The organism is Terrabacter sp. MAHUQ-38 (genome assembly GCF_014518425.1).
In the GTDB taxonomy this organism is placed as follows: domain Bacteria; phylum Actinomycetota; class Actinomycetes; order Actinomycetales; family Dermatophilaceae; genus Terrabacter.
Genome location: NZ_JACVCU010000001.1, coordinates 501,693 through 528,396, shown reverse-complemented (window position 1 = coordinate 528,396; position 26,704 = coordinate 501,693). Strand labels below are relative to the sequence as shown.

General features: G+C 67.1%; 32 protein-coding genes and 1 pseudogene. 17 read left to right on the top strand and 16 right to left on the bottom strand.

Features of this window, described 5'->3' with window-relative positions; translation table 11 throughout:
- The first annotated feature begins 207 nt into the window (after positions 1-207).
- Both H9I49_RS02540 and H9I49_RS02535 read left to right on the top strand, forming a co-directional pair.
- Positions 208-582: a nuclear transport factor 2 family protein gene (locus H9I49_RS02540; RefSeq protein WP_188028745.1), complete on the top strand. Its 375-nt coding sequence runs from the start codon at positions 208-210 to the stop codon at positions 580-582.
- Positions 583-770: 188 nt separating this feature from the next.
- Entirely contained in the window at positions 771-1,184 is a 414-nt protein-coding gene (locus H9I49_RS02535) for a VOC family protein (RefSeq protein WP_188028744.1), read from the top strand.
- A gap of 216 nt (positions 1,185-1,400) precedes the next feature.
- On the opposite strand, the gene H9I49_RS02530 is transcribed toward H9I49_RS02535, so the two are convergent.
- Together H9I49_RS02530 and H9I49_RS02525 are read right to left on the bottom strand one after the other, a co-directional pair.
- Positions 1,401-1,997, bottom strand: a complete 597-nt coding sequence (locus H9I49_RS02530) for a VOC family protein (RefSeq protein ID WP_188028743.1) — start codon at positions 1,995-1,997, stop codon at positions 1,401-1,403.
- 243 nt (positions 1,998-2,240) lie between these two features.
- Entirely contained in the window at positions 2,241-2,681 is a 441-nt protein-coding gene (locus H9I49_RS02525; RefSeq protein WP_188028742.1) for a hypothetical protein, read from the bottom strand.
- Positions 2,682-3,434: 753 nt separating this feature from the next.
- Between H9I49_RS02525 and H9I49_RS02520 the strand changes: the two genes are divergently transcribed.
- Entirely contained in the window at positions 3,435-3,842 is a 408-nt protein-coding gene (locus H9I49_RS02520) for a hypothetical protein (protein WP_188028740.1), read from the top strand.
- A gap of 291 nt (positions 3,843-4,133) precedes the next feature.
- Here the strand turns inward: H9I49_RS02520 and H9I49_RS02515 are convergent, their stop codons facing one another.
- From H9I49_RS02515 to H9I49_RS02500, 5 genes are all read right to left on the bottom strand, one after another.
- The gene (locus H9I49_RS02515) at positions 4,134-4,736 is read right to left on the bottom strand and encodes a TetR/AcrR family transcriptional regulator (RefSeq protein ID WP_188028738.1); all 603 of its coding nucleotides are present in this window, start codon (positions 4,734-4,736) and stop codon (positions 4,134-4,136) included.
- Between the two features lie 18 nt (positions 4,737-4,754).
- Positions 4,755-4,967, bottom strand: coding sequence for a hypothetical protein (locus H9I49_RS02510; protein WP_255523583.1), 213 nt, complete (start codon positions 4,965-4,967; stop codon positions 4,755-4,757).
- On the bottom strand, positions 4,968-5,063 hold the full coding sequence (locus H9I49_RS23640; RefSeq protein ID WP_370587462.1) for a hypothetical protein: 96 nt from the start codon (positions 5,061-5,063) through the stop codon (positions 4,968-4,970).
- 182 nt (positions 5,064-5,245) lie between these two features.
- A complete protein-coding gene (locus H9I49_RS02505) occupies positions 5,246-6,112 on the bottom strand; it encodes an alpha/beta fold hydrolase (protein WP_188028737.1) in 867 nt (288 codons plus the stop codon).
- A 58-nt stretch (positions 6,113-6,170) separates the two neighbouring features.
- A complete protein-coding gene (locus H9I49_RS02500) occupies positions 6,171-7,166 on the bottom strand; it encodes an NADP-dependent oxidoreductase (protein ID WP_188028736.1) in 996 nt (331 codons plus the stop codon).
- 520 nt (positions 7,167-7,686) lie between these two features.
- Here H9I49_RS02500 and H9I49_RS02495 point away from each other — a divergent pair.
- From H9I49_RS02495 to H9I49_RS02485, 3 genes are all read left to right on the top strand, one after another.
- A complete protein-coding gene (locus H9I49_RS02495; RefSeq protein WP_188028735.1) occupies positions 7,687-8,328 on the top strand; it encodes a hemerythrin domain-containing protein in 642 nt (213 codons plus the stop codon).
- Positions 8,329-8,882: 554 nt separating this feature from the next.
- A complete protein-coding gene (locus H9I49_RS02490) occupies positions 8,883-9,866 on the top strand; it encodes a cyclase family protein (protein ID WP_188028734.1) in 984 nt (327 codons plus the stop codon).
- Complete coding sequence (locus H9I49_RS02485; protein ID WP_255523667.1) at positions 9,769-10,212, top strand: GNAT family N-acetyltransferase; 444 nt, start codon at positions 9,769-9,771, stop codon at positions 10,210-10,212. Before H9I49_RS02490 ends, H9I49_RS02485 begins: the two co-directional genes overlap by 98 nt.
- A 797-nt stretch (positions 10,213-11,009) precedes the next feature.
- Here the strand turns inward: H9I49_RS02485 and H9I49_RS02480 are convergent.
- Together H9I49_RS02480 and H9I49_RS02475 are read right to left on the bottom strand one after the other, a co-directional pair.
- Entirely contained in the window at positions 11,010-11,801 is a 792-nt protein-coding gene (locus H9I49_RS02480) for an SRPBCC domain-containing protein (protein ID WP_188028732.1), read from the bottom strand.
- Positions 11,798-12,376, bottom strand: a complete 579-nt coding sequence (locus H9I49_RS02475; protein ID WP_188028731.1) for a helix-turn-helix domain-containing protein — start codon at positions 12,374-12,376, stop codon at positions 11,798-11,800. The genes H9I49_RS02480 and H9I49_RS02475 overlap by 4 nt, the downstream gene beginning before the upstream one ends.
- Before the next feature lie 699 nt (positions 12,377-13,075).
- Here H9I49_RS02475 and H9I49_RS02470 point away from each other — a divergent pair.
- A complete protein-coding gene (locus H9I49_RS02470) occupies positions 13,076-13,624 on the top strand; it encodes a DUF1062 domain-containing protein (RefSeq protein ID WP_188028730.1) in 549 nt (182 codons plus the stop codon).
- Between the two features lie 168 nt (positions 13,625-13,792).
- Here the strand turns inward: H9I49_RS02470 and H9I49_RS02465 are convergent, their stop codons facing one another.
- Positions 13,793-14,263 (bottom strand): UPF0158 family protein, encoded by a 471-nt coding sequence (locus H9I49_RS02465; protein ID WP_188028729.1) that lies wholly within the window; start codon positions 14,261-14,263, stop codon positions 13,793-13,795.
- Between the two features lie 145 nt (positions 14,264-14,408).
- Between H9I49_RS02465 and H9I49_RS02460 the strand changes: the two genes are divergently transcribed.
- The 5 genes from H9I49_RS02460 (at position 14,409) to H9I49_RS02440 (ending at position 17,159) form a co-directional block, all read left to right on the top strand.
- On the top strand, positions 14,409-15,002 hold the full coding sequence (locus H9I49_RS02460) for a GNAT family N-acetyltransferase (protein ID WP_188028728.1): 594 nt from the start codon (positions 14,409-14,411) through the stop codon (positions 15,000-15,002).
- Between the two features lie 342 nt (positions 15,003-15,344).
- Positions 15,345-15,605, top strand: a complete 261-nt coding sequence (locus H9I49_RS24290) for a transposase (RefSeq protein WP_370587395.1) — start codon at positions 15,345-15,347, stop codon at positions 15,603-15,605.
- Complete coding sequence (locus tag H9I49_RS02450) at positions 15,587-15,778, top strand: hypothetical protein (RefSeq protein ID WP_188028726.1); 192 nt, start codon at positions 15,587-15,589, stop codon at positions 15,776-15,778. The genes H9I49_RS24290 and H9I49_RS02450 overlap by 19 nt, the downstream gene beginning before the upstream one ends.
- A 111-nt stretch (positions 15,779-15,889) precedes the next feature.
- The gene (locus H9I49_RS02445) at positions 15,890-16,060 is read left to right on the top strand and encodes a hypothetical protein (RefSeq protein WP_188028725.1); all 171 of its coding nucleotides are present in this window, start codon (positions 15,890-15,892) and stop codon (positions 16,058-16,060) included.
- 28 nt (positions 16,061-16,088) lie between these two features.
- Entirely contained in the window at positions 16,089-17,159 is a 1,071-nt protein-coding gene (locus tag H9I49_RS02440) for a ferritin-like protein (RefSeq protein ID WP_188028724.1), read from the top strand.
- Between the two features lie 110 nt (positions 17,160-17,269).
- Here H9I49_RS02440 and H9I49_RS02435 read toward each other — a convergent pair whose 3' ends face one another.
- The 4 genes and pseudogenes from H9I49_RS02435 to H9I49_RS02415 all read right to left on the bottom strand — a co-directional run bounded on the left by H9I49_RS02435 (position 17,270) and on the right by H9I49_RS02415 (position 20,836).
- Entirely contained in the window at positions 17,270-17,497 is a 228-nt protein-coding gene (locus tag H9I49_RS02435) for a hypothetical protein (RefSeq protein ID WP_188028723.1), read from the bottom strand.
- A gap of 175 nt (positions 17,498-17,672) precedes the next feature.
- A complete protein-coding gene (locus H9I49_RS02430) occupies positions 17,673-18,419 on the bottom strand; it encodes an SDR family oxidoreductase (protein ID WP_188028722.1) in 747 nt (248 codons plus the stop codon).
- A 135-nt stretch (positions 18,420-18,554) separates the two neighbouring features.
- Positions 18,555-19,451 (bottom strand): RNA polymerase sigma factor SigJ, encoded by an 897-nt coding sequence (sigJ, locus tag H9I49_RS02425; protein ID WP_188028721.1) that lies wholly within the window; start codon positions 19,449-19,451, stop codon positions 18,555-18,557.
- Positions 19,452-19,962: 511 nt separating this feature from the next.
- Positions 19,963-20,836: pseudogene (locus H9I49_RS02415) on the bottom strand (tyrosine-type recombinase/integrase).
- Positions 20,837-21,151: 315 nt separating this feature from the next.
- Between H9I49_RS02415 and H9I49_RS02410 the strand changes: the two are divergent.
- Positions 21,152-21,742: a YdeI family protein gene (locus H9I49_RS02410; protein ID WP_188028719.1), complete on the top strand. Its 591-nt coding sequence runs from the start codon at positions 21,152-21,154 to the stop codon at positions 21,740-21,742.
- An 815-nt stretch (positions 21,743-22,557) separates the two neighbouring features.
- Entirely contained in the window at positions 22,558-23,475 is a 918-nt protein-coding gene (locus tag H9I49_RS02405; protein ID WP_223128234.1) for a hypothetical protein, read from the top strand.
- On the opposite strand, the gene H9I49_RS02400 is transcribed toward H9I49_RS02405, so the two are convergent.
- Entirely contained in the window at positions 23,472-23,633 is a 162-nt protein-coding gene (locus tag H9I49_RS02400; RefSeq protein ID WP_188028717.1) for a hypothetical protein, read from the bottom strand. The two genes, H9I49_RS02405 and H9I49_RS02400, sit on opposite strands and share 4 nt — an antisense overlap.
- Before the next feature lie 338 nt (positions 23,634-23,971).
- On the opposite strand from H9I49_RS02400, the gene H9I49_RS02395 reads away from it, so the two are divergent.
- Complete coding sequence (locus tag H9I49_RS02395; RefSeq protein ID WP_188028716.1) at positions 23,972-24,325, top strand: hypothetical protein; 354 nt, start codon at positions 23,972-23,974, stop codon at positions 24,323-24,325.
- A gap of 150 nt (positions 24,326-24,475) precedes the next feature.
- Positions 24,476-24,826 carry a hypothetical protein gene (locus H9I49_RS02390; RefSeq protein WP_188028715.1) on the top strand — a complete coding sequence of 117 codons (351 nt, stop codon included), beginning with the start codon at positions 24,476-24,478 and terminating at the stop codon, positions 24,824-24,826.
- A 238-nt stretch (positions 24,827-25,064) separates the two neighbouring features.
- Here the strand turns inward: H9I49_RS02390 and H9I49_RS02385 are convergent, their stop codons facing one another.
- The gene (locus tag H9I49_RS02385) at positions 25,065-25,469 is read right to left on the bottom strand and encodes a hypothetical protein (protein ID WP_188028714.1); all 405 of its coding nucleotides are present in this window, start codon (positions 25,467-25,469) and stop codon (positions 25,065-25,067) included.
- A 490-nt stretch (positions 25,470-25,959) separates the two neighbouring features.
- Here H9I49_RS02385 and H9I49_RS02380 point away from each other — a divergent pair, with 490 nt between their 5' ends.
- A complete protein-coding gene (locus H9I49_RS02380; protein ID WP_188028713.1) occupies positions 25,960-26,649 on the top strand; it encodes an N-acetylmuramoyl-L-alanine amidase in 690 nt (229 codons plus the stop codon).
- Positions 26,650-26,704 lie beyond the last annotated feature (55 nt).

Below are 26,704 nucleotides of genomic sequence, written 5' to 3'. Positions count from 1 at the left end.
CTACTAAGCCGCCGTACTAGTTCGCTCACGCCGTCAGCCCAGGATCGATGCGGTCCTCAGTGCCCACGGAGCCCGACGTGTGGGCGACCGCGGGATGTGACGCAGCTCTTGGAGCCGCCCGGATCGCGGCACGAGGACGCCTCAACACGTCGCGGAGACACTCGCGGTCTCATTGACGCCGCGTTGGTCGCGGTCGATATTCGACCTGTGGCGGAGACGATCGAGTCCCTCATCCAGACCTACGCTGACCGCTACTCGGCCCATGATGCCGAGGGCGTAGCGGAGTTGTGCGAGGCACCGTTCCTCGCGATCCGGGAGGGTGTGGCCATCCACATGGCTGACCACGATGCGGTGCGTGAACACTTCGCCGGCATGATGAACGCCTACCGCGGACAGGGCGCGACGTTGTGGATACCGATCACAATCGAGGCGCATCAGACCGGCGACTTTGCCGTCTTCGCAACCGTCCGTTGGAACGCCACGGACGAGGACGGCGAGATTCTGCGAGACACGCGCACGACCTACCACCTGCTCGGCGGCGACGGCGGCTGGCGCTTCCTGTCATACACCAACCACTTCTGAGAAGTGGAATGTCATACCGCCCGTGGCCAGACTGCTCACCGGCAGGCCAGGGCGCTGCTCATGCACCGACTGGCGGCGGAATAACGCAGCCGCAGTTCGCTGTCCTTCTCCTACGGTTGGCGCCTCGGCTTCAAGAGAAGCACTTGCTCGATCCCGGGTGGCCTTGCCCCGATTGAGAGGACTGCCCAATGAGAACACTGCACATCGGGCTTCGGGTCGCGGATCTGGAGCGTTCACTCGCGTTCTACACCGCCTTGGGCTACATGGTGGTCGGGACCGTGCCGCAGACGGAGTTCGGCAGCCTGACCATGCTCAAGCTCCCCGGTGACGAGTTCGTGGCCCTCGAGCTTGTCCACAGTCCCGACATCGGCCGGATCGATACGCAGGGTCTCAACCACCTCGTCATCAAGGTCGAGTCCATGACCGCCACCATCGCTGATCTCGGCGCCAAGGGAGTCACCGTTGAGCCGCCCAGTTCGCCCGATGGTTCGGAGGACTTTTGGACTTCCTGGATCACCGACCCCGACGGGTATCGCATCGAGATGGTGCAATGGCCAGCCGGTCACGCCGATGGCATGAGCGAATCCGACTTTTCCGGCTAGGCGCGGGCAAGCACTGACTTCGCCTCTCTGGGCCAACGTCTGGCTATGCCCGCGTGAGGGAAGGCTACTCGCGGCGAAAGGAGGCGCCTCCACGTTCGCGCGCCCTGCGGAAGCGAGGCCTGTCTGGCCCGTCGAGCCAAGTCGTGCGCGAAGGAGAGCAAGCGTGTTGAGGCGCCTCGCCGCTGGCAGGCGGTCGGCGCTGAGTTCTGGGGTGACTCAGCGCGGAAGGGGATTCGGTCCGGTGGCGGTCACGAGCCGTTGGGGTACCCAGTCATCGACGTGTTCGAACCCGTCGTTGAACCGGCCAGCATGGAGCTCAACGGAGGCTCTCAGTGTGAGTCGATAGAACTTCACGTGGGTGAAGTCCTCAAACAAGATGTAGACGGGATCGGGTGTGCTGTTCGGGCCCTGGAATTGCTGTCCGGTGAGGACCGGCTTGTGTTCTTCGACGAAGGAGTCGAAAGCCTCGCCGATCACGACGCCGAGGTGCTCCAGCCCCATCTTGTAGACGCGCTGATGTACGGGCGGGATGAGCTCGATGAGCGGGACGACCTTGCCGTCGAGAACTTCGAGCGGCTCGGCGGGGACGATCAAGGAGATGGGCCGACCGTTCCAGACGTTCTCACGGTTAGCGACCGCATGGCGTTCGAGCAGGTTCCGAACGTGCGTGTACTGGTCCCACTCCGGCACGCGGAAGGCGAGGTGGCTGAGCGGGTGCGGGCGGATGTCGATGCCACGGGCGAGTAGGCGATCCTGCTGCTGCGCAGCGAACGCCGGATAGTCCCCGATGATGTCGCCCACCGGATCCGCCATCGCCGCCTCCTCTCAGCTGCCACCCTACGACGCTGAAGGCGGCGGCATCGACTCGCGCCCGCCAAGCACTGTGTTACGTCGCGATTCATGCCGGTCGACTGGCGGCGGTAAGACGCGCCTTGTCGGCCATCGCTTGAAGGAGAGGATCGAGGCCGAGCGTTTGGCAGCACTGATTGTGAGTCGTTCGCCCGACAGGTGGCCGCCGCTGCTCGCGCCGGCCGTCCCGGTTGGCCGGCGCGATCCTCAGGCCGGTGGCTTCCTTTGCGCACGTAGGGCGCGATAGCTCTCGCTCCAGTACTGCAGTTGGCCCGCAGCATCGAGGCCGGCCAGGATGTTGACCCCGGGCTGCTTCTCCGTCGCGATGCTCCCCGTGACCGAGGCGTCGGCAAACGTGAAGTTGCTGCGCTGGAGGATGTGAGTTCCGTCCGGATCCTTCACGTTGTTCGTCCCGCGGTTTCGCTCCACGCTGCCGGTGCGCCTCCAGGACAGGTTGACGAGGTACGTCGTCTGCTCCGATGGTGGGGCTTCCAGACCGCCGATGCTTACCGTGCCCCGAAGGACGGCCGAGTTGACGTTGGCGACAGTGATCCGCGTGGGGCGGAACAGTCCCCACTCGTCCTTGACGGTGGTGCCCGAGCAGATGTCATCCACCCGGACCTCCAGGAAGCCGTAGGTGCTGGTCATGGGGGCTCCGGGTGGTGTCTTCCCCGATGTCTTGTCGCCGATGACGGTGACGCCGCGACGCAGGCAGCCATCGGTATGGGCGAACTCGGCGATGGCCGTCCCGCTACTGGAGGAGAAGGACAGAGGCGCCTTGCTCGAGCGGTTGCTCGCTGCTGCGCTGGGCCCGGCTGATCCGGTAATGAGGACAACTGCGACGGCGCCGATCACGGCGCCGCGTGACCTGTGCATAGCTGGGCCTCCCCGGGCTCGGTCCCCGAGATCCTTGCGCCGACGCCCCGGCGGGCGCGGCTGCCCTTCAACTGTCCTCCCCAGAAAGTCCCGATACTGGAGATCGCGCCACATCCATCGGAAGAGGCGTGCACGAGACAGCCCACGAGTCCGCGGCGGAGTGGTCAGGCGACGAGCGAAGGTCCGTGGCCGCAGCGGGAGCTGTCAGCGACGGATGAAATCTGCCCAGGGATCGACGGGGTCGTTTCTCATGAGTTTTCAGCACCATCGGCGACGGAAACATAGCCGGTGAGCGCATGGGCACGATTTGGCAGGTGCAACGATGAGCAGTCCGTCAGGCGGCGGTAAGACGCAGCCTCGCCGACCCAAGCCCGTACCCGGAGTCGCGGCTTGAGCCTGTGATGGACCTAACTGCCTGAATGGTCGAGGATCATGATGTTGCCGGCGGGAGGAGCACGGGATGGATAACAGGGGTCGGCGCGGACGACGGCATCGGCGGAGACGCCCACTCTTTGGACCCGGGACATGACAGGCGCCATCGTTGGTTCCAGTCTTGGTGACTGCCATCTGGTCGACGACTTCGCGCCATCGTCCTGGCCGAGGGCTGACGTTGAGCCGGTGTTTGCTGACGATGACCTAAGGGCGTCCAGAGCCGGTTGTTCGTGCGGCCAGCTCTACCTCCTGATATCACGACGCGTCCGCCAGGACGTGTGGAAGATTCTCGTGCCCGTTACCAACGCCGAGCTGGAGACCTTCAGCCGCCGCGTCGCCGCAGTCGCCCCGTCGTATAACGACGAGTGGCATGCAGCTGAGGCTGGCGTGTTGGCTTTGACGAGGACTCACCCGTTTCTGGAGCACTCATCCAGGCCGCCCGAGGTATTGCGCTGGTGCCCTCCCGGTGAGCCGCTCGCCTTCAAGTTCTCACCGATGTGAGCTGCCAGTCTCGATCCGCGGGCGGGCCTCTAGCGATGCGCGGCTGCGTCAAAGCGCGCGCCTTGACGCGGCTACTAGAGACTTCTCTGCAGGATCGGTGTCCGGCCAGACTCGGTCCAGGTGTCCGGCGGAAGGCTCTCCACGCGGCTGCGGAAAGACGCGGCTTCCTGCGATTGGCTCGAAGACCGTCCCGCGCCATGTCCGCATGGGCGACTGCGACGCTTTCGGTGGCAGAGCCAAGCGTCCGGGACCGGACGTCGGGCCCGCGTCAAGCCAACGACGCCGAGGGCATCACCCAGGAAGCAGAACCCGGACCTGGTCTTTGATCTCCTGTACGAGGTCGTCGACCGGGTTGGCGATGTTGATCGTCGCCGCCATGCTGACGAACATGATCGCGGAGATGATGTGTGCGAGCGTCTTGGCGTCGGCGGAGCGGATGCGCTCGTCCCGCCGGAGCACGCCGGCGATCGCCTGTTCGGTCTGCACGGTGAGGCCGAGCGCGTCGCGGTGATGGGGCTCCTCAGGGTCACCGAAGACGATCTCCCGCAGGTAGGTCCGCCCGTTGTCGACCTGTTTGCGGTTGCACTCCACGACCGGGCGGACGATCGCCATCACCGCGTCGAGCATGTCGGGGATGCTCTCGGCCGCCGACCTGCCTTGTGCAAGCGCCTCGGCGTAGGCGGAGTTCTGCACGAGCAGCAGGAGCTCGCCCTTGTTCTTGGCGTAGAGGAACAACGTTCCCGCACCGATGTCGGCCTTGTCGGCGATCTCCTGGGCGGTGACCTCGTCGACGCCGCGCTGGGCGAAGAGCTCTCGGGCGGCGGCAGTGATGCGGTCGAGCTTCTGCTGCTTGTTCCGCTCGCGCCGTCCGACTGGCTGGGAGGTGAGTGGCATGACTGCCGCCCTTCTCTGCTATGGGCTCGTGCTGGGTGGGCTCGACTGTGCCGGCGCCCATTCTTCCACGGCGACGAGACGAGCCCTCGTGTCGCGGAGCTCCGCGTCGTGCGCCCCGACCGGACCGGCAAGAGCCGCCGTCACCTGGGCGGTCAGCTCATCAGCGATGACCTCGTACTCTCCGGCCTTGACGGCGTCGTAGACCTTGGTCACGAGCTCCGCCGGATGCATCTACGGCCCGTCCGCGTGCGCGGCCATGGGCGTCTCGACGTGGCCCACGTGCACACCAGTCACGTGGACGCCCCGGGGTGCGAGCTCGAGCCGCAGAGAGTTGGCGGCCGACCAGAGCGCGGCCTTGGATGCGCTGTGGCCATCCCCGTTTCCCGAGGCTGACGGCGCGTACCCACAGCAGGATGGAGGACGCGAACTGCTTCCGTGGCTTGACCTGGGCTTTCGACAATGACGTGCTCATATCCCTCGTCCCGTTGTGGGTTCGGTCGCGGTGACGGTCAGCGACCGAGGAAGTCGACGGCGACCGGGGCGAACTCGTGGTGGAACTGGAAGATGCCGCCGTGGCCGGAGTCGGGATAGATGACCAGCTGCGAGCCCTTGATGCGGCGGTGCAGGTCCTCGGAGAGCACCGAGGGCACCATCCGGTCGTTGTCGCCGTTGGCGATCAGGGTGGGCTGGGTGATCTTCGACAGGTCGGCGGGGGCCGAGCGTCCCCACTTCTTGATCGCCTTGAGCTGCGTCTGGAGCGCCTGGATCTTGATCGGCGCGTCACGGTCGACCGTGCGCTCCTTCAGCCGGTTGACGAAGGCCTTCGCGGCGGGTTTGCCGGCGGCGTTGCGGTTGAAGAACAGGAACTCCTTGGGGTCGGCCCGGGTCAGGCTCGCGCGGAGGATGTCGTAGTAGGTGATGCGGGCGACCTTGTCGATGTCCTTCCCGCCGGCAGGGCCGGTGCCGGTCAGGACGAGCTTGCGGACGAGGCCGGGGTGCTTGAGCACGAGGTCCAGGGCGATCATGCCGCCGAGGGAGAAGGAGAAGATGTCGACCTTGTCGAAGCCGAGCGCCTTGATGAAGGTGACGGCGTCGTCGGCCATCGCCTCGATGCTGTCGGGGACTCGGCCGGTGGAGGCTCCGACGCCACGGTTGTCGAAGGTGATGACGTGGCGCTCCGCGGCGATGGGGTCGATGATCCGGGGGTCCCAGTTGTCGAGGGTCGCGGCGAGGTGGACGAAGAAGACGACGGGGATCCCGCCCTTCGGCCCCAGCTCGCGGTAGGCGTAGGTCACGCCGCCGGCGTCGACGGTGCGGGCGGGCGCGTCCTTGTAGGCGATGATGACGTCGTCCCCTGCGTGGCTGTTGGTACTCATGATGTTCTCCTGCTGCTTGGTTCGTGGGTGGTGAGAGAGATGAGTTGGTCTGGGTGGGTCAGCCCCTGCTGATGACGGCCTTGCCGCGGATGCCGCCCTTCTCCAGGGACTGCACTGCCTGCACGGTCTGGTCGAAGGCGAAGACCCGTCCGACGACGGGGCGCAGCGCGCCGCCGTCGACGAGGTCAGTGATCTGGCGCAGTTGGTCACCGCTGGCGCGCATGAAGAGGAACTCGTACGTCACGCCGAGGCGCCGGGCCTGGCGGCGGATGCCGCTGCTGAGGACGGTCGTCACCAACCGGAGCACCGGGTTCGCGCCGATCGCGCGGGCGAACGCCGAGTCGGGCGGCCCGGCGATCCCGATCGCCTTGCCGCCCGGGCGCAGCACGCGGAGCGACTTCTCGAGGTTCTTCCCGCCGAGGCTGTCCAGCACGAGGTCGTAGCCGTCGAGGAGCCGTTCGAAGTCCTGGCTGCGGTAGTCGATGACGACGTCCGCACCGAGCTCGCGCACGAAGTCGACGTTGCCGGTGCTGACCGTGGTGGCGACCGTGGCGCCGAGGTGCTTGGCGAGCTGGATCGCGATCGTCCCGACCCCGCCGGCGCCGGCGTGGATGAGGACCCGCTGCCCGGCCTGCAGGTTGCCCCGCTCGACGAGCGCCTGCCATGCGGTCAACGCCACCAGCGGGAGCGAGGCCGCCTCCTCGAGGCTGACCGATGCCGGCTTGAGCGCCAGGTCAGCCTCGGCAACCGCGATGCGCTCCGCGAACGTCCCAATGCGGTCCTTGTCGGGCCGGGCGTACACCTCGTCGCCGAGCGTGAATCCCTGCACCTTCGCGCCGACGCCGATCACCGTTCCGGCGACGTCGTTGCCGAGGATCTGCGGCAGCTTGTACGGGAGGATCTGCTTGAGCTCGCCCGCCCGGATCTTCTCGTCGAGCATGTTGAGCCCGGCAGCCTGGACCTGTACGAGCACGTCGTGCTCTCCGACCACGGGCTCTGGGACATCCGCTTGCTGTAGCGGCCCCTTGTACTGATTGACGACGAACGCTCGCACGGCGATCTTCCTTCTCGTTGTGACTGACCCGCCCTGAGGCAAGAATCTGAGTAACCTCAATAATGAATACACTCAGGTACTTTGTCAAGGGCACCGTCACATGCCGCAGCGTCGAGTCCGGACCTGCATGGATACGGCCGTTCGGAAAGCCGATGCGGCCCAACCGCCGCCATCTACAGCGAAGGACCATGGCTGACCTCGTCGCGTTGATGGACCAGCTCGGGCACGCAGAATCCCCGGTGGTCGGCCAGGCCGTGGCCTACCGCTGTGCTCTGGACCATCCCGACCTCGTTCGTGCCTCGAGATCCCCCGGGGCCTTGGCAAAGGCCATCGATCGCGAGGACACGAGGGCTCCCCTACGACGCGAAGCGCGCGGGATATGACCTGGCCGCGACGCGGCGGAAAGCGCTGCCACCTTCGGCTCGGTATGCCGCTCCTTGCAGCGGGCGGTCCCCGGCCCTGACCGCGACTGCGCCGATTCCGGCCCTCGCGTCCGGCCCGGATGGATATCGTCTCGGCCATGACAGGTCCCATGACGATGAACCGCGTCATCCATGCGGCGGTGCGTCGCGACCTCGGTCGCCTCGAGTCTGCCCTCGCCACCGCTCCCGACGGTGACCGGGCCCGCGCCAGGCAGCTGCAGGCGGCCTACGCCAACCTCCATGACCAGCTCAAGCACCACCATGAGGGGGAGGACACGCACGTGTTCCCGTTCCTTGCCGGGGTAGAAGGGGCCACCGAGCTGGTCGAGGTCATGGAGACGGAGCATCACGCCATGGCTGAGGCACTCGCCGGTGCGCGCACTGCGATGGACGCCTATGCCTCGAGCGGGTCTGCCGGCGACGCCCACGCCGCTAGGGACGCCGTCGTGAGAGCGACTGACATCGTCGAGCGGCACCTGCATCACGAGGAGAACGACCTCGAGCCGCTCATGCTGCCGCACCTCGAGACGTCCGAGTGGAAGGCCGTCGAGAAGAAGCTTCGACCGGCATCCCTCGCCGGCTCGGGCCGGTTCATGGCCTGGGTCCAGGACGGGATGCGCGACGAGGTGCGGGCCTACCTTCGCTCGAAGATTCCGGTGCCGGTGACCTTTCTGCTCAGCAGACTTGCCGGCAGGTCGTACCACCGGGACGTCGCGCCGGCCTGGCAGCCCATCAGGTAGGAGTGCCGCGACGAGATCCGGTCGGAGGCTCGTCGGACATGCCTGTGGAGCAGGCGGCTGAGGCTGTGCGTCGGTTGCCGGGCGGGCACCGGTGAGCACTGCGGGACAGCATCGCGGCACGCGTAGGTTGCCGCGGCGTCCCTTGGCCCCGGCCGACCCGCGTACGCCATCACTAGGTCGAAGAGCTCAACGGGACACCCCGGCCGGAACCGTCCGTATGCTGCCGTTGCCGCTCCAAAGCTCAGTGCGCGACCCGCCATGCCGAGCATCCTCACACGATCCGCGCCGTGAACGTCCGGGCTTTCGCGCGGCCCAGCCCCTCGGTCACGGGCAGCGGAAGGCAGGGAAGCAACGACGATCGCACGTCGGCAGCTCCGGCAGACAAGGTTCCGATGGCCACGTCCGGTTCACGGCGGTAAGACGCTGGTTTCACGTTGGGGCGCAGCGCCCCGGAGAGGGTCGTGATGTACCGGATCTGTCGATGAGCGCGCTTTGCTTAGGCAAGGTGTCGAGCGATGAAGCCGCTGCCACTGATCGCAACAAGGAGAGGAATGATGACGATAGATCCCGCCGATGCTGGGATGACGGCAGAGCCGTCGATGCCCACCCAGGACGACGTGCTCGGGTACTTCGACAAGCTGTCGAACTGGGGACGGTGGGGCGAGGACGACGAGCTCGGCACTCTGAACCACATCAGCGACGAGGTCCGGCTGGCGGCGGCGCGGGCCGTGCGCCACGGCCGGAGCGTGTCGTGCGGATGGGAGGTGGCCGTGCCGGAAGAGATGGAACGCTCGACGACCACCTGTCCGTGCTTCGCCGACCTGCCGGGCGCGGAGACCATGCCGCTGCCCGGATTCCGCAACGACCGGCGCTGGGGTTACTCGAACGAGCGGCTCGGGATCCTGTTCCACGGCAACACCATCACCCACCTCGATTCCCCGTGCCACATCTTCTGGGACGGCCAGATGTACAACGGCCGGCCACACTCCCTGGTCGACGCCACCACGGGATCGGCGTGGGGAGCCGTCACGGCGGCAGCCAACGGGATCGTCACGCGTGGTGTCCTGCTCGACATTGCCAAGGTCCGCGAAGTGCGGTGGCTGGAACCCGGTGAGGGTGTGTTTCCTGACGATCTCGAGGAGGCCGAGCGTCGCCAGGGTGTGCGGGTGGGAGCCGGCGACGCGGTACTCCTGCGGACCGGCTATGGTCGTGCCCGGCACGAGGCGGGCGCGTCGGGCGGTTTCACGCAGGCCGGCTGGCACGCGTCCTGCCTGCCGTGGCTGCAGGACCGGCAGGTCGCGCTGATCGGCGCTGACACGCCTCAGGACGTCCAGCCGTCGGGGTACGACGGCCTGGCGATGCCCGTGCACACCGTGGGCCTCGTCGCGATGGGTCTGTGGCTGCTCGACAACTGCGACCTGGAGGCGTGCGCGACGACAGCTGCCGAGCTCGGCCAGTGGGACTTCCAGTTCGCCGTCGCGCCGGTCCGCTTCGCCGGCACCTCCGGCAGCCCGGTCAACCCGATCGCGACATTCTGACCGCATCAAGCAGGCTGTCGAGAATCGCGAGTCGGGACGATCCGAGATGTTCCTCATCGAGGTCGACGGGCACCTCGCCGGACGCATGGCGCTCGGCGGGATCGTACGTGGGGCCTTTCAGTCGGCTGGGGTGGGCCACGCCCTGGACCAGGCACTCACCGGCCGGGCGATCGCCACGATCGCCTTGCACCTGCTTGTCCGGCACGCGTTCGAGGGACTGAACCTGCACCGCCTCCAGGCCGAGACACAGCCGACCAACCTCGCCTCCGGGCGGGTGCTCACCCGCTGCGGCTTCGAGCACTATGGGAGTGCAGCTCAGTACGTGAGGATCAACGGAGTCTGGTAGACCGTCGACTTCTATCAGCTCATCAACGACGATGACGCTGATTGAAGCAGCGCGAAGTCCCCTCCACGCCAAGGCAGCCCGGCCCTGCCGGCCACATAGGGCCATCCGTCATGTGGGTGACACCCGTGCTCGCCGACAGGCGGCGCAGTGACGCGGCTCGTCAGGCGAGTCCCGACGAGCGCAGGGGTGGAGGTGGTGGAGCGGCGCGCTCGTCGACACTCCACGGGAACGACAGCCCACGGAGTGCGCTCTAGATTGTGCGCTCCTGGCGGGCAGAGGGCTCATGAGCCCTCGCTCTTGTGGTGTCGTTCCTACAAGCTCGCGCGGCCTCGGTATCCAAAGCCTTGTGGCACACGAAAATCCACCCAGGCGATGGATGCGTTCTCGGGGCGGGCAGATGAGCGAAGGTCGCCTGAGTGACGTGAACTTCCAAGCATCTTCCCTTGCCTCCTCGTTGCATCTGCGGGGTGAGCCCGCGGATGCTGAAGTGGCAGACCGATCGCTCGACCTACTACCGGACCCCACGGACGGACACCTATCCTGTTCGCCCGATCGCCCTAGAACGGCGCTCTGAAGTCGTGCTCGACCGCATCCACGTAGCCGCACCTACGGCACGTGAGCAACACCGTGTGATCGGGACGCTGCTGACGCTTCCACCGGTGCCCCAGAAGCAGGCACACCCAGTTCCGAGCCATGTTCCAGTATGGCCATCCGGCAGCCCGGCCACGGTGAAACGCCATGCAGCGGCGGAGTGACGCACCTGCGTCGACAGGGTCGCCCTCGGTAACGGTAGAAGATCAGGCCGGGACGGAGAGCCCCTGCAGCCAGGCCTGCCAGGCCGGCTCTTCGCGCCGCACGTAGTCCGCGGCTTCTGCGGAGAACAGGTACGCCCGTACGCCCGCCGTCGCCTTGCCGCCGCCCTCGTCCCACGCGAAGACGCTGAGCATTCCGGGCACCGGCGCGGTGAGCCGGACCAGCGTCTGCCGTTCACCGACGCGCTCGACCGTGCCGGTGGCGCCGCGCACCTCGACCGTGACGCCCTCGTCGCCCAGCCCGAGCACGTCGTGCAGGGTCGACCAGAGTGCGTCCGCGTCGCCGGGGTGGGAGGCGGTGGCCTCCATGTGTGTGGCCTCCTGGCCGGGGAAGTGCGACAGGTAGAGGCGCAGGTTGTCGAAGAACGGCATCCAGCCCGGGCCCATGGTGTCCCAGAACTCCGACTCCCAGGCGGCGCCGGTCCCGAAGCCGCTGCTGGTGACGCGCACGATGCAGGTTCCGCCGGACTGTGCCTCGACGAGGAACTCCGACGTCAGCGGGCTGAGGGCATCGGGGTCCTTGCCCATGAGGGCGGCCCAGTCCTCCTCGTAGACCAGGCGGCGCGGCGGCTCCCATGCGGTGACCTTGCCGTCCGAGCCCATCTCCGGGCCCATGGTGAAGTGCAGGGAACCGCCTTCGCGCTCCTCCATCTCGGTCGGCGCGAACCATGCGCTCATGCCCTTTGCGGTGGCGATGGCTTGCCAGACCTGCTCCGGGGTGCCCGGGACCTCGACGCTGAACTCCAGGCGGTACGGGACGTTCGGGGTGGTGCTCATGGGTTCTCCTCAGGAACGGGGTGGGCGGCGACGACGAGCCGGTGCGGGCGCCCGTCGTCGTGGTGGTAGCGAGCGGCCAGGTCGAGCACCGCGGCGGTCAGGTCGTCGGCGAAGGCAGCCCGGTCGGCGGCCGACCGGAACCCGATCTGCGTGTCGATGGTCAGTGTCGGCAGGCGCTTGCCGGACGCGCCTGCCCGGCGCGCCAAGGCGCCGACCTCGCGCACCAGCCGACCGGCCAGCGCGACGAGGTAGCCCGCCGACAGATGGTCCGCGCTGGCGTCCGGGTCCGCCGCGGACGCGCTGACGGCCGCCGGCGACACGACGTACGCCGCCGCCGACGCCTGCAGCACCCGCTCGGTGATGCCCCCGTGCCGGCGCTCGCCGGACAGCTCCACCAACCCGTGCGCTTCGAGCGCCTTGAGGTGGTAGTTCACCTTCTGGCGCGCGATGCCGACTCGGGCGGCGAGCCCTGCGGCGGAGGCCGGGACGGCGAGCTCGCCGAGCAACCGGGCCCGGACCGGATCCAGCGCGGCGGCGGCTGCCTCCGCGCTCTCGATGACCTCGACGTCCCGCATATCGCCACCATCCTCTTGACAAGAAATCTTGTCAAGAGGAGGTGCCCTAGGCATGGTGACGAGGAGGTGCAGCGGTGCGCACCTACGGCTCCGGGCTACGACTCACCCAGCGAGCATCAACGATCGGGACACTGGTCTCGACGCCAGTGCTGCAGACGCGGCGGAAAGCGCTCGCAGGCGTGCGGCCACAAGACGCGCCTCGTTGGCCAAGCTCGAACGAGCGGATCGCGGCACGTGCGGATGTAGTCGAGGGCCCGAGTGGTCCTCCTGAGTGATCTAGCGCCGTGTCGATCGGCTGATGGGTTCGCCGAACCTCGCCAGCAACGACGGGGGCTTTGAGAATGTGAGCGCGACGAAAGGATGACGCCGTCGCGATCGTGGTCAAGGCATATCCATCGTCAGGCCCACGGGCGAAGAGGCCTGGAATCGGTCCATCTACAGAGCGACGCGCGGCGGAAGGTCAGGATCGGTCGTTGTCCTGTCGCCCCCGTTGAAGGCTCGGCTGGTCCTCTCCCTTTGGAAAATCGATAGAGCCGCGCTTTCGCGCGCTGTTACGTTGCGGCCGTCCCCCATCTCCATCGCCGAGGACCTGCCGATGCACATCCTGTGAGACCTCTGGAGCGCTGATTCGTCGCGCGGCGCGGATGCGCGCTGCGTCCCTTTCGCTTTCGAACTTCTCACGGGAACCGGTGTATCTCTGTGCCCAAGAACTGGGTCGTCGTGCCCACCTGCCTGCCCACCATCGTCCGCCGCTGCCATGCGTGTGGTTCCGAGCGGTTCCGCGCGAACGGCAAGTTCCGCGTCAACGCGAATCACAAGCTCCTCGACGCCTGGCTCCTCGCGCTCTGCACCGTCTGCGGAGACACCACAAAGCTCACCGTGTTTGAACGGATCAATGTCCGGTCGGTACGGCGTGAGCTGCTGGCCCGCCTGCACCACAACGATCCCAGCTTGGCAGACGAGCTGCTTCAGGATCCGGTCGTGCGGCGGCGTAACCGCATCGCGCTCGACTGGGACGACGCCTGGCGTCTCGACACCGGCGGACCGGATGATCCGGGAAACGTGGCGCTCGACGTCGTGGTCCGTTTCGCGGCGCGGATCCCTGTCCGGCCAGTGCGACTGATCGCTGAAGGTCTCGGGCTGTCGCGGGCCGAGGTCGAGAGGTTGGTCGCCGAGGAACATCTCATATCGGCGGTCCGCCTGGGCGGTAAGCGCTCTGGCGACTTCGCCTTCACGCTCAGGCGCTGAGTCCTCCCGGAATCAAGGACCGACCGACGCCAGCACGGTGATGGCCTGGCGAGCGCATCCGCCCTCTCTGTGGCAGATCCGGTAGACAACGTCCGAATGCCGCCTCGCTCTCGGGCGATGTCACCCGCTCCTGGCGCTGTAGGTACCTGTCGTCACGCATGCTTGGGATCAGGGGAGATCTGGCTCTGGGTGGTCGGCCGCGAACTTCTCAGCAGCGTTCTCGTCTATGAGGCCCTGGTCCAGGAGCCAATCGATGGCGCGGCGCTGGGCCCGCACGTCACGCTGGGCACGCCAAGACGAGATCAGTTCGGGGAATCCCTCATAGAGCTCGTGCTTGAACCGACGACACGCTCCTCGCCCGTGAAGTGCGGCGGCCAGACGTCGTCCGGCCGCCTCGTCGCTGAAGCCCTCGGCGAAGTCGGCCCGGTCCTGGTACCAGACGTACGACGGGATCGGGTCGACGGGTATGAGGTCCAGCTCGTCGATCTTGACGGGGTTCTCGCCGTCGATGCCTGTGTCGCCGGTCCAGAAGGCCACCTCGCCCGTTCGTGGGTCGAGCAGCCATCTGTGGTCGTAGTCCGTCTGATCCGCGAGCGCAGTTGTGATCTCGTCGAGGTCGATGCCGCCCAGGTCAAGCATCCCCTCACGCTATAGACCGACGCAGATGTCCTGAAAGGACCATGTGCGCCGCATGGCAGCTGCCGACGTCGGTGTGACGCATCGACGAGGTCACGGATTGATAGTCAAGGCGTTACTGGCGGCGGCCCGCCACCAGTCTCGCGGTGTGCCCGAGTTCAGCTGGCGACCGGCCAACGACGCGACGAGCGAGGACGTCGACGCCGTGTTCGACGCCGGCGGCGCCCGCAAGCCCCGCTGCCAGGCGCTCAAGGTCCCGGGCTGGATCTGGCGCGACACGACCCAGGAGGAGCGCGACGCCGCGCTGCTGGAGCAGGCCGGCTGCGGCACGGGCGGCCCCACGTCCGGCCTCGTCGGGTACGTCGACGGCGAGCCGGCCGGCTGGGTCGCGGTCGAGCCGCGGGAGAACTACCCGAGGATCTGGGCCCGGCAGAAGTCGTGGATGCGGATGGACCCCGACTTCGAGGGCGTCTGGTCGGTCACCTGCTTCGTCGTGCGTAAGGGCTTCCGTCGACAGGGACTGATGTACGAGCTCGCCGCCGCAACCGTCGAGTACGGCAGGCAGGTCGGCGCTCGCGTCCTTGAGGGCTACCCCACCGAGCCGCCGCCGGGGAAGACCGTGATCTGGGACGAGGCGTCGGTCGGGCTGCTCCAGGTCTTCCTCGACGCCGGCTACGAGGTCGAGGCGTCGCCCACCCTGCGCCGGAGGGTGGTGCGACACCGACTCGGCGCGTCGTCCTGATGCGGGCACCGGCGCGGGATGGTCGCGCGATCGTCGTCGGAAACAACGCGGCATGTGTGAGCGTCACCAAGGAGGTGGGTTCGCGGCCATGCGGGACGTCAGGTGGTTGACCGACAGGGAGGATCCCCGCACGGTTCTGGCTGTCTGTGTGGCGATCCTCGTGTTCATTGCAGTCTTCGCTGAGCCGATGGTGGACGGGGGGACCCCAGCACTGTGGATCGTCCTCGTCCTCGCAGTAGCTCTCGGGCAGGTCGCCTGGGCCACCCTTCGGTATCGGCGCTGGCGAGGCGACCGCGAGCATGATCCGTCCTAGTCGCCGGCAACGAGCTTCGAACTTGGCAGGTGGACGCTCGGATATCGGCACGTCGAAAACCCGTGCCCTCGCCATGGGCCGCCGACCGGGCCAGGGCCAAGGGGTTCGGTGGGGTCACGGTTGCGTGTGAGCCGACCGGCCACCGGTGGCGAGTGTTGGCCCAGCTCGCGGCTGAGCGAGGGGTGGCGTTCGTGTGCGTGCAGCCCGCGGCCTTGTCATGGGCGCGCAAGACCGAGGACCTCACCACGGACAAGACCGACGACAAGGACGCGTGCTCATCGCCCGGCTGACCGGGCAGCTGCGCTGCTACCTGCCGGAGCCGGTCGACGAGGCCAACGCGGCGTGGGCTCGGCTGCGCCACCTCGGGGCCCGCCGGGAGGAGCTGCTCGAGCAGCACGTGGCCTGCGTGCAGACGCTCCGGGACCTGCTCGAGTGCGTATGGCCAGCCGCGCTCGAGGTCTAGGCGAAGCGCGCTGGGCCGCGTCGGTCGCCGTTCCGGTCGCGGTCATCGTCGTCGTGGTCGAGCTGCTTCGGGTCCCCTAGTTGATGCGGTGCACGGTTCCCGGCCTGAGCGGTGGCTGTGCTGGCAGCGCTCTCGGTGGCAGTCGTCGCGTCGGCGCTGGTCGGCCTGACGACCGGAGTGCGCCTGGCCCCGACGAAGAAGATGGTCAGCGGTGACCCCATCTCGGTGGTGCGCGGGCGAGGTTGTCACATCAGGGCACCCGATCCGGTCAAGAAGGTCTGACCCTCCTTCCTTCGACTCAAGGACCGGCATGACGACGAGCATCCAGTACGTCCAGGCGAACAACGACCCCAACCACCGCATCGACTCGGTCGATGACCTGCGTGCGCACCTCCAGTGGGCGATAGAGCTCGAGCACTCGACTCTTCCGCCGTACCTGTGCGCGCTCTACTCCCTCGACCCGGCTCGGAACCCGGAGGCAGTCGAGGTCGTTCAGAGCGTCTTCGTGGAGGAGATGCTGCACCTCACGCTCGCGGCCAACCTCCTCAACGCCGTCGGCGGGAAGCCCGTGCTCGACGCGCCCCACCTGCTTCCCGGGTACCCGCGCACCCTTCCGCACGGTGATCAGTCCTTCCGGATGGAGCTCCTGCCCTTTGGAGCGCCAGCACTCGAGATGTTCCTCGAGATCGAGCGGCCCTCCGCCCGGGGAGCGGCACCGGAGGGCGACGCGTACGAGACCATCGGGCAGTTCTACCAAGCGATCGAGAACGGCTTTCGAGACCTCTGCTCAGAGCTCGGCGAGGGGGCCGTCTTCACGGGCGATCCCCAGCGGCAGATCACCGCTGCCTACCCCTATGGCGGGTCGGGCCGGATCGTCGCCGTCCACGACCTGGCATCCGCTCTCGAAGCGCTCGACGAGATCGTCGAGCAGGGCGAGGGAGCAGCGCAGCGCGACGTCTGGGATGGCGACCGGCAGATGTTCCACTCCGATCGCGACGAGGTCGCCCACTACTACCGGTTCCAAGAGCTGAAGCTCGGTCGGCACTACCAGCCGGGCGACACCCCCGAGTCCGGACCGACGGGCCTTGCCGTCCGCGTCGACTGGGACGCGGTGCATCCGATGCGGCCGAACCCCACGATCGCCGACTCCGAGGCGGGAACCCCAGTGCGGGACGCGCAGCAGGCGTTCAACGCCGCATACTGCACCCTGCTCTGGATGCTGGAGCAGGCTTTCAACGGTGAACCATCCATGCTCGGCAGGGCGACCGGGGCCATGTTCGGCCTGAAGTCACAGGCCCAAGCCCTGCTGCAGATGCCGTTGGGGGACGGTTTCACCGCGGGACCCACCTTCCAGTACGTCCAGGCCGACGATCGACCGTGAGCCTCGCGACGACGCAGTAGCCGGCGACGGCGGAACGCCACCGTGCCGAGGGTCGATCGACCATTCGCTGCGCTGGCCGTGCGACGAGCACGGCCAGCGCAGCTGGTGATTTAGGGCGTGGTCCGTTCAGGTGAGTGCTCCGCCGCGTCCAGCCTCGTGGCCGCATCTCGGAGGCTGCGCAGCTCGGCCTCGTAGTAACCGAGCTCGGCCGTGGCCAAGGAGCTCGCGGCGTCGTCGAGAGGCGCACCGGCCAATGCGACGGCCTCGGCGGCCAGGATTTCGACCTGGGCCTCCTCAGCAATGGCGAGGAGCGCGGGTCCGTTCGGGTCGTTGGTCATGAACCTATGACCGACGACGACCCAGATTCGTGACACTGCGACCCCAGAACGGTTGCGGCGACCTGACAGGACTTCGTCGAACTCAGCCCCGGGAAACCAGACGCTGGGTCCCACCTCCAAAAGGCGGAACCCAGCGTCGCAAGGGTCACGAGTCGACCCAGGAGTCGGCCGAACGTCAGGCGGACTCCTTGGCCCAGACCTCGTACGAGATCGAGCCGAGCTCGGCACCAGGACCGGGCACCAGGCTGTCGTTCGCGAGCTCGGTCCCGAAGTACCTGGCATGCTCGTCGACGACCAGGCCCCGGGTGTCGTCGGTGTGGGCGAGCACGGCCGGGATGAACTGGTCCATCCTCACCTTCTCGGGGCCTCCGATCTCCTTCACGCCGTTCAGCGGTGCACCCACGGCCGCGCGTCCGACGGCGGACGCGACATCGTCGGACGCCATCGGCTGGTAGTGCACCGGCGCGAGGTGGAGCTTGCCGTCGATGGTGGACGCGTCAGCGATGGCCTTGGTGAACTCGAAGAACTGGGTGGCGCGGATGATGGAGTACGGGACGCCCGACTGCTTGATCAGGTCCTCCTGGGCCGCCTTCGCGCGAAGATAGCCGCTCTCCGGGAGCGTCCCGGTGCCGACGACCGAGAGCGCGACGTGGTGCTTCACGCCCGCCTTCTGCTCGGCCTCGAGCAGGTTGCTGGTGGAGGTGACGAAGAAGCGCATGACGTCGTCGTCGGCGAATGACGGCGAGTTCGACACGTCTACGACGACGTCCGCGCCGGTCAGCGCGTCGGCCAGACCTTCCCCGGTCAAGGTGTTGACGCCGGTCTGCGGCGCGGCAGGCACCGCGTCGTGGCCGTGAGCGCTGAGCTTCTCGATGAGCTTCGATCCGATGAGCCCGGTTCCGCCGATGACGACGACCTTCATGAGTTACGCCCTTCTGGGATTGTGATGGCAGGAGGCTTGCGCGCCTCTGCCCCCATTGACCGGACAGGCCTGGGAGTTGTGACACCAACCCCCAGACGGTCCACGGTGCGTCGAAGGTCCGCGGTGCGCGAGACGTCAGCCGGGTACGTGGGTGAGCTTGTCGGGCGCCATCACCCACAGCAGCTGGTCGATGCCGGACGTGGAACTGCTGATGCTCAGCAGCGCTAGTGCCGCATCACCGCGCTTCACGAGCACGGATGCCTGGCCGTTCGTCTCGAGCCAGGTGAGGGTGGTGTCGGTCCACCAGTCCGCCCATCCGGCGACGAAGCGGGCGACGTTGTCCCGCCCGGCAACAGGACGGCGGGCTGCCCGGGGTGCGATGCCCGCTCCGTCGGAGGTACTGACCACGTCGGCGGAGAGCACCTGCTCCAGTCGCTCCAGATTCCCGTCTCGCGCAGCAGCGAGGAAGGCCTCGAGCAGCGTCCGGTGCTCGGCGGGTTCGACGGGTTCCTTTCGGCTCGACTGCACATGCCTCCTGGCGCGGCTGACCATCTGACGGGCGTTCGTGGGAGTGGTGGCCAGGATCTCCGCGATCTCGTCGTAGGAGTAGTCGAACGCCTCGCGCAGCACATACGCCGCCCGGTGCTCGGGTCTGAGCTTCTCCAGCAGCACCAGGACCGCAGCCTCGAGGGCCTCCGCCTTCTCTGCGCCGAGGCTCGGGTCGCCACTGGTGTCGACGGGCTCGGGCAGCCACGGCCCGACGTACTGCTCCCGCCGGGCGCGTGCCGAGTCGGCAGTGTTGAGGGCGAGGCGGGTGGTGACTGTCGTGAGGTAGCCGGCAGGGTTGTGAACGACCGAACGGTCGGTCCGCTGCCAGCGCAGCCACGCTTCCTGCACGATGTCCTCCGCCTCGGCGACGCTGCCCAGCATGCGGTAGGCGATGCCGAACAGCCGGGGGCGGGCCGCGGTGAACGCGTCGACGGCCGAGTCGATACCCGTGCCAGACGGGTCGTCGACCGCGCTTGACGTCATGGTTCTCCTTCGCCGGAGGACCGCGCCGCCTCCGCTCATGTGCACCGATTCGCGCCCGCATCATCGCACGGTTGGGCGGTCGGGCACCGGCTGCGGTTCGGTCCAGGTGAGAAAAGCGCGTCCCCAGGGTGCAGAACGCCTCGACCTGTCGCCCGCCACCCGGGGGCGACCAAATGCAGAGTCTCAGTGCGTCCGCCCCATGACGTCGGGCTCAATGCTTGTAAGGCCACCGGCCATGCCACCCAGCGTGGATGTCCGCTCCGCACTCGTTCTTCGACGAGCTCGACAAGCCGGCACCGAAGGCCAGCGGCTGATCCGCGCACTCGACCCCGATGAGGTCTCGCTCTCGCACCAGCACGAGCCGTGGCGCCCGTCGGATGACCACAACGTGTGACTCGAGGGGCTGGGAACAGTCAGCGGTACGGTAGCTGATGGTTGAGGCTGCCTGAGCAGCAATCGACGTCTGCATTCCTTGCGGCAGAGAGACGCTCGCAGGCGCTTGATCGCTTCATCAGACGCCGGCTACGTATGCGGTGAGGAAGTGGACGCCGTGGCGGTCGAGATTTCCTCGGGCGCGGTCGTAGTGCTCGGTGGTTCGCGGGTCGGCGTGCCGTGCGAGGATCTGCGCGTCGCGGAGCGGAACGCCGGCGTCAAGCGCGTTGGTGATGGCGGCGTGCCGCAGTGAGTGCGGGCTGATGTGCCGCGGTTATCCCAGCGATGTTCGCGATCCGGGCGACCATCCGGTACACGTCGCGTCGGTCGATGGGATTACCTGAAACGGGCCGCAGCACCAACGGGCCGCTCCTCCGGTTGCCGCGGCACGCCTCGAGCGCACGGAGTACGGGGACGGTCACCGGCATGGTGGCGGGCTTGTTGCCCTTGCCGACCAGATGCAGGACTCGGTGCCCGCGCAGGGTGTCGGCATAGTCCTCGATCCGCACGGCCGCTGCCTCAGATGCGCGCAGGGCGTTGATACCAAGCAAGTAGGCCAAGGCTCCGTGGTGAACCGTGATCGTCTGAGCGACTTGCAGGAACCGGATCAGCTCGAGCCGGTCCAGCCCCTGCGTTCGGGACTCGTCACGGTGGACCTTCGGCAGCCGCGCGTAGACGGCTGGGTCTGAGGGGATGATGCCGTCGATGTGGGCGAACCGGAAGTAGCCGCGAACGCCGTGCATCATTGTGACAATCGAGGAGTCCATCAGGCCGCGGTCCCCGAGCTGGCGGATGTACAGCTCGACGTGCGCTCGCTGGATCCCCAGGAGCGGGTCGAGCCCGTTGGCCTCGCACCAGGCGAACCAGTGGCGGAGCTGGAAGGCGTAGAGGGTGTGGGTGTGCCCGGCGTAGCGTGCCAAGAACGACACCGCCGCGAGCTGTGCCTTGGACATCGTCGCAGGCTGGAACGGCAGAAGCATGGTTGAGCTGGTCATGAGGTCACCTCTCGCGGCGACCTGACGAGCGCCCCAAGCCCGTCCGCCGCCGACGTGACTGGGCACCTCTAGCGCATCGACGGTAGACGTGTGGCCGGCATCGCGCCCCGGTCTGTACGCGGCGATGTGACGCAGGCCGTGACGCTCCACTCGCGGCGTGAGCGGCCGGGTTAACGCCATGCCATCCCGTTCCATGGGCGTACGTGGTCAGCTGCCGCACCTGCTCGCCGTGAAGCCGGCCATCCTGTCGGCGGGCGATGACAGGATGGCCGTATGTCCGACGAGACGCCGGAGGAGTGGGCCGGCCAGCCGGTGATCTCGTTCGCTGCTGTGCCCCACTGCGAGGCTTGGTTCGCCGAGCACCACGCCGACTCCCGCGGCTTCTGGCTCAAGGTCGGGAAGGTGGGCGCGGCGGAGACGGTCAGCTACGCGGAGGCGCTCGAGGTCGCCCTCTGCCACGGCTGGATCGACGGGCAGAAGCGGGGATACGACGAGACCTATTGGTTGCAGCGCTTCACCCCGCGCGGGCCGCGGAGCAAATGGTCGCAGATCAACCGGGACAAGGCCGAGGCGCTGATCAAGGCCGGTCGCATGCGCCCGGCCGGGCAGGCGCAGGTCGACGCCGCGAAGGCGGACGGCCGGTGGGCGGCGGCCTATGCCGGCCAGAAGAGCGCGACCGTCCCCGACGACTTGGCCGCCGCGCTCGCGGCCGACCCGCAGGCCAAGGCGTTCTTCGAAACACTCAAGGGCGCCAACCGCTATGCGATCCTCTACCGCGTCCACGAGGCGAAGAAGCCAGAGACCCGGGCCGCGCGCATCGCGAAGTTCGTCGAGATGTGCCACAACCACGAGACCGTCCACTGACTGATGGCCAGCTTCGACGCTGCTTAGCAAGAAGAGATACGACGACCTTTGCGTCGACGCCGATCGCGCCGCCAAAACGTCCGGACATCGGCTAGGTCCGGTGATCGCTTGGTGCGTCCGCGTCGCGGCGGAATGACTCACCGGTGCGTTCGCAAGCTTCACGTCCGCAAGGTTGACGTCCGGCTGGCGCGTTCTTCGCGGCGCCAGAAGTCGAAGTGAATCAGCTTCATGGGGCGCGGCTGCACCCAGACTCTGCTGGAGCTGCGTCAGACGTACTCCAGGTACGAGGTGGAGATGTCCTGCCAGTAGGGGTCCAGCTCGCTCAACGGTTGATCGCGCAGTCGGGCGTCGACGGCCGACAGCGGCCAACCGCTCCCACGCCGACTGCCTGGTGACTCCGAGAGCCGCCGCGATCTCGGTCCATGACAGGCCAGCCTTACGTGCGTACCTCACGGTGAGCAATTCGGTGCTGTCACAGTGCTGCCGAACCTCCTGTATGGCGTGCAGCGTGGTGAGCACCTCGCGCTTCCAGCCGTCCGGGCTACCCGTGGACCCTCCCACCATCCGGGGCCCCTTCATTGCCCTGCGGGCGGTTGGACTGCCGCTGTATCTCGCCATGACTGTCACGAACAGCTGCCGGATCACGCTCATACACCACCGTTCCGGACGTGACCCCTCAGCTGCAGGGGTGAGCGCGGGTTTGAGTACGGAGGCTGATGCCCCGGTCGGGTCCCGTGCCTAGCCTCGGGCAGGGTCGGCGCCCGCTCCGTGAGGCGCCGCGTTCACTGGGGAGTGACATGAAGACAGTTGCGCGCGTGACCGTGCTGTTCGCGATGGTGGTCGGGGTGTTGCTCGGCACGAGCTCGGTGGCCCAGGCGGCCTACTACAACGAGTACTCCGACATCGCGTCGACGCCGGACTCCAACAGCTGCACGGCAGCCCAGGGCTTCGCGGCCGGTGCGACCTACCTCTACGTCGTCAAGACTAAGGGCGACGACTCGAGGGCTGTCATCTACCGGGTCAACAAGAGCACCGGCAAGCGCGAGCTCATGACCAACGGCACCGACAAGCGGTCGTACAACACGTGGCTCGGCCACGCCAACGACATGACGATCAGCGACATCGACGGCCGGCACCACCTGTTCGTCGTGACGATGAAGAGCAGCGGGGCCCAGCTCGTCAAGCTGCGCTACGACGGCACGACCTACTACAAGGTGGGCTCGTACGCCGTGAAGCTCGGCGGGGTCACCAAGACGGTGTCCGGGATCAGCCGGGTGTCGGTCTCGAGCACCACGCTCAAGTTCTTCTTCAAGTCCGGCGCCGCGGTCTACAACGGCAGCATCCCGCTGCGGGCCAACACCGGCACTGTCAACCTCTCCAAGGCCTTCGACCTCAAGGTCGCTGGTGCGCTCGTCAACGGCAAGACCGTCTCGGACCTGACGACCTTCACCAACCAGGGCTTCTTCTACGACGCCTCGACCAAGCTCCTCTACTACCCGCTGACCAAGGACAACCGCAGCATCGTCCTCGTCTACCGAGGCATCACGACAGCGATCCGCGGCACGCTGACCTCGACGAGCACCCTCTCGTTCCGGATCACGTCGTCGGTCTACTCGAAGTTCGAGATCGAGAGCGTGGGCACGAGCGGCGGCAGGCTGTACTTCAACACCAACCGCTCCAACTCCAGCGGCGCCCATGACGGGGTGCACGTCTTCAAGGGCTACTCCGGCTAGTCACGCGTGCGCCCGACCCGGTCGCTGAGGGCGCCGCCGACCGTGACGAGGAAGCACACGGCGAGCTCCTTGGGGTAGCGGCGCAGCAGCCTCGAGGCCCGGTGCCCTGCTCGCGGCGGAAGGACGCGCCTCGCGCGGTCATGGCGTGACCATCGCATCGCGGCAGCAGGGGACGTTGAATCCCTGTGCGCGCCGGTTCGTGGCGGTGACGGGCGCACACATGGATATGACCGCCAGGATCGAAGTGGGCAAGCACTCTCGCTTGTTCGGCCCTCAGTTGCCAGTGCGCGTACCGCACTGACTGCCAGCTGTGGCCGCGGAGCCGCCGACCGATGGCTCTGTCGGAGACATCGCGTTCGGCCGCCAGCTAGCCAGAGCGCTGGTGCTCAGGCCGAGGGCTCACGCGCGCCCTAGTGTCCGCGGTACGGCTCACTGTCGAGCTCAGTCTGGGGCATCCTTTCTCGGCCGCCGCAGGCGTCTCTAGAGGGAGAACGTGATGAAGAAGAGGATCGTTCAGGCCATAGCGGCGTCGATGATCGGCGTTGGGGCAGCGGCGGCCGGCGCGGCGCCCGCGTTCGCTGGCTCCGTCCCGTCGGGCTGCAGCGTCAGCGTGCTCTACATCCAGGGCACCTCGAACGTGCGAGGCAAGTGTGGAACGGCCGCTGCAGGCTCGTACTACCGGCTCTACATCACCTGTGATCGCACGGACCCGTACGGCTACGTGACGCAGTACACGAGGTATAGCTCGTGGGTCTGGCAGACAAACACGAACACGTACTCAATGGTGGGCTGCGACAACTGGGACCGCTTCCACAACCAGGACACCAGCTGGGGCGCACAAGTCAGTTGACCCATACGGCGGCGCCGGTGGCTTTGATCCCCGGCGCTGCCTGCTCGCGTCGCCGTCGGCCCGGCTGCACGACGATGGCGCGGTAAGACGCACCGGATGGCCGGTTGGGGGACACCTCGTCGACTCTTTGGCGATGGGAGCCTTGAACTCATGACGGGTCGTCGCGCGTTCGCCGTTTGGGAGCTCCTTCGTGAGGTCGCGGACGCGGGCGTGGGGTGGAAGCTTCTGGTCGGCAACCCTCAGGCCAGCGCGTCAGCCGATACGAGCGCGGCCGTGACCGCGGTTCAGAGCGTCTATCCCGACATGTCTGACGCCGAAGCGGACGTGATGCTGGATCGTCTGTGTGACGTGGCCGAGGCGGCCGAGGGATCGCAGGACCGGCTTGTTGCAGGTCTTGCCCTCCTGACACTCAAGGGAGACCTCAGCAACGCCCAGGCTTTGTCGCTTATCGCTGCAGCCGTCGGCGACCGGTGTCCTCAGTACCGCAATCTGCTCGAGTAAAAATGCCCGGAGCGATGCTCGCGAACCCGTACGCACAAGGTTCCTCTAAGAGCGCCGACCCGGCTTAAGAGACGCGAATCTCCTTTTGCACGCCAAGCGCATTCGTCGCGCCGATAACGGATTCTTTGCCACATGGGGACGGCCCCCTGGCGCTCCCAACGTCAGAGCTGACGTGAGCGCGGCTGGGACTGAGACATGCCTCAGTCCCAGCCGGTACGGCCGGGCCTCACCCGGTGCGTCAGTTCGTGTAGACCTTGTAGGACTGCGAGCACGTGGCAAGTTGCAGGGTGCCTTTGATGCATTCCTGCACCCAGATGACGCTGCCGGTCGGCGAGTACCACTTGCGTGTGAAGTTTGTACTGGTGTTACACCCACCGGTGTTGACGATGCGCTCCCGAGAGATGGTCTTCCCATCTCGGGCGAGAGCGACGAAGATGTACGCCTCCTTCCCGTCGCAAAGGGTGTCGCGCACATATCCCGACATCGTGATGTACCCGTACGACAGGCTGATGGTGCCCTGGGCGTGGACACCGCCGACGCCGTAGCTGCTCCATGTGGTGCTCGCTGCTGCCGGAGATGCTGCCAACGCGACGGCGGAGGTGGCTGCTGCAAGTGCGACGGCGGCTCTGGACTTAATCTTCATTTCGTCGTCCCCTGTTCGTGTTTGCTCGACTCCCGGACAAACCCCGGGCCTGCTTGTGCCCCAAGGCTGCAACCCATGACGTGGCCGCAGCCTCCCATCGGCGCGGCGACACAGGATGAGTAGCCGAACTCAGCTGCACGAATCTGCAAAGGCGATCTGGGCCTATCGCTCAACGCGGCGGTAGACGCACGTCGCTAGCCGGGTCCCCAGGCGGCGGTAAGACGCACCTCGTCGGTCGAAGCTCGAACAAGTTCAGCGTTGGAGGCGCTGAGGTGTCTGTGCCCAGGTCACCGGCTTCCAGATCTGGCCGGTGGGTTGGGGAAGGCGTCATCGAATATCTACGCCATGCGGCGCTTTCCGTCATGATGCGTTGGCTATGGCGGTGCCCGGGCGCGGCCGCCAAGGCTACTCAACCCGGCCCCTCACCGGCATGGTGAACAGAGTCGGGGCACTCATGAGTCCCTGCCCCAGCCTCTCTACGTTCCGAGACATGGACGGACAGGGAAAAGTCGGAAGAAGATCTCTCATCGTCGGATCGGCCGCGCTCGCGGCGACCGGACTGTCGGCGTCACCCGCCGAGGCGCTCATCAAGAGCAGGCGGGCGGAGTTCGCGGTCTGGGACCCGATCACCGATCGGTCGACCACGGCGATGACGCCTCGGCGGGTCACGATCCACATCGCCGTCACCCGTAGTGCGGACATCTACGGTCCGGGCAAGATGGCGGACGGCTCCTACGCGCACTTCTACAACCCGCGCTCCGGCGCTCCGCGCCAGCACCAGACGATGGACTGTCGAGCAGCTGCCGACCTCGAGGGCAACTCGTCGACGATCTCCGTCGAGCACGCCGGCATCGTCGGGGACTCCATGACCGACTCACAGCTGACCAACATCGCGAAGATCTTCGCGTGGGCGCACCTCTACTGCGGTGTGCCGAATCGCATCGCGACCGTCGACAACCTCAGCGGACTCGCCTGGCACCGCCTTGGCATCGACGGCAACTTCGGCACCTACGACCCCAACCTCCGACGGACGTGGTGTCGCGACCAGACCGGTGCGGTGTGGTCGAGCTCGCCGGGCAAGACCTGCCCGACGGACAACTTCATCAGTCAGGTGCCCACGGTCTACAACCGCGCCCAGACGTGGATCGAGATCTTCCGTAACCCGCCGCCGGACCTCTGACCCGTCGCCGGACCGAGGGTGCGGGAGGCCGGGTGCCGACCTCCCGCACCCTTAC

Coding starts and splice junctions, on each gene's coding strand:
- H9I49_RS02535 (WP_188028744.1), top strand. CDS start 771: ATGAGAACACTGCACATCGGGCTTCGGGTCGCGGATCTGGAGCGTTCA.
- H9I49_RS02530 (WP_188028743.1), bottom strand. CDS start 1,997: ATGGCGGATCCGGTGGGCGACATCATCGGGGACTATCCGGCGTTCGCT.
- H9I49_RS02525 (WP_188028742.1), bottom strand. CDS start 2,681: ATGACCAGCACCTACGGCTTCCTGGAGGTCCGGGTGGATGACATCTGC.
- H9I49_RS02520 (WP_188028740.1), top strand. CDS start 3,435: ATGACAGGCGCCATCGTTGGTTCCAGTCTTGGTGACTGCCATCTGGTC.
- H9I49_RS02515 (WP_188028738.1), bottom strand. CDS start 4,736: ATGCCACTCACCTCCCAGCCAGTCGGACGGCGCGAGCGGAACAAGCAG.
- H9I49_RS02510 (WP_255523583.1), bottom strand. CDS start 4,967: ATGCATCCGGCGGAGCTCGTGACCAAGGTCTACGACGCCGTCAAGGCC.
- H9I49_RS02505 (WP_188028737.1), bottom strand. CDS start 6,112: ATGAGTACCAACAGCCACGCAGGGGACGACGTCATCATCGCCTACAAG.
- H9I49_RS02495 (WP_188028735.1), top strand. CDS start 7,687: ATGACAGGTCCCATGACGATGAACCGCGTCATCCATGCGGCGGTGCGT.
- H9I49_RS02490 (WP_188028734.1), top strand. CDS start 8,883: ATGACGATAGATCCCGCCGATGCTGGGATGACGGCAGAGCCGTCGATG.
- H9I49_RS02480 (WP_188028732.1), bottom strand. CDS start 11,801: ATGAGCACCACCCCGAACGTCCCGTACCGCCTGGAGTTCAGCGTCGAG.
- H9I49_RS02475 (WP_188028731.1), bottom strand. CDS start 12,376: ATGCGGGACGTCGAGGTCATCGAGAGCGCGGAGGCAGCCGCCGCCGCG.
- H9I49_RS02465 (WP_188028729.1), bottom strand. CDS start 14,263: ATGCTTGACCTGGGCGGCATCGACCTCGACGAGATCACAACTGCGCTC.
- H9I49_RS02440 (WP_188028724.1), top strand. CDS start 16,089: ATGACGACGAGCATCCAGTACGTCCAGGCGAACAACGACCCCAACCAC.
- H9I49_RS02435 (WP_188028723.1), bottom strand. CDS start 17,497: ATGACCAACGACCCGAACGGACCCGCGCTCCTCGCCATTGCTGAGGAG.
- H9I49_RS02430 (WP_188028722.1), bottom strand. CDS start 18,419: ATGAAGGTCGTCGTCATCGGCGGAACCGGGCTCATCGGATCGAAGCTC.
- sigJ (WP_188028721.1), bottom strand. CDS start 19,451: ATGACGTCAAGCGCGGTCGACGACCCGTCTGGCACGGGTATCGACTCG.
- H9I49_RS02410 (WP_188028719.1), top strand. CDS start 21,152: ATGTCCGACGAGACGCCGGAGGAGTGGGCCGGCCAGCCGGTGATCTCG.
- H9I49_RS02400 (WP_188028717.1), bottom strand. CDS start 23,633: ATGCGATGGTCACGCCATGACCGCGCGAGGCGCGTCCTTCCGCCGCGA.
- H9I49_RS02395 (WP_188028716.1), top strand. CDS start 23,972: ATGAAGAAGAGGATCGTTCAGGCCATAGCGGCGTCGATGATCGGCGTT.
- H9I49_RS02390 (WP_188028715.1), top strand. CDS start 24,476: ATGACGGGTCGTCGCGCGTTCGCCGTTTGGGAGCTCCTTCGTGAGGTC.
- H9I49_RS02385 (WP_188028714.1), bottom strand. CDS start 25,469: ATGAAGATTAAGTCCAGAGCCGCCGTCGCACTTGCAGCAGCCACCTCC.
- H9I49_RS02380 (WP_188028713.1), top strand. CDS start 25,960: ATGGACGGACAGGGAAAAGTCGGAAGAAGATCTCTCATCGTCGGATCG.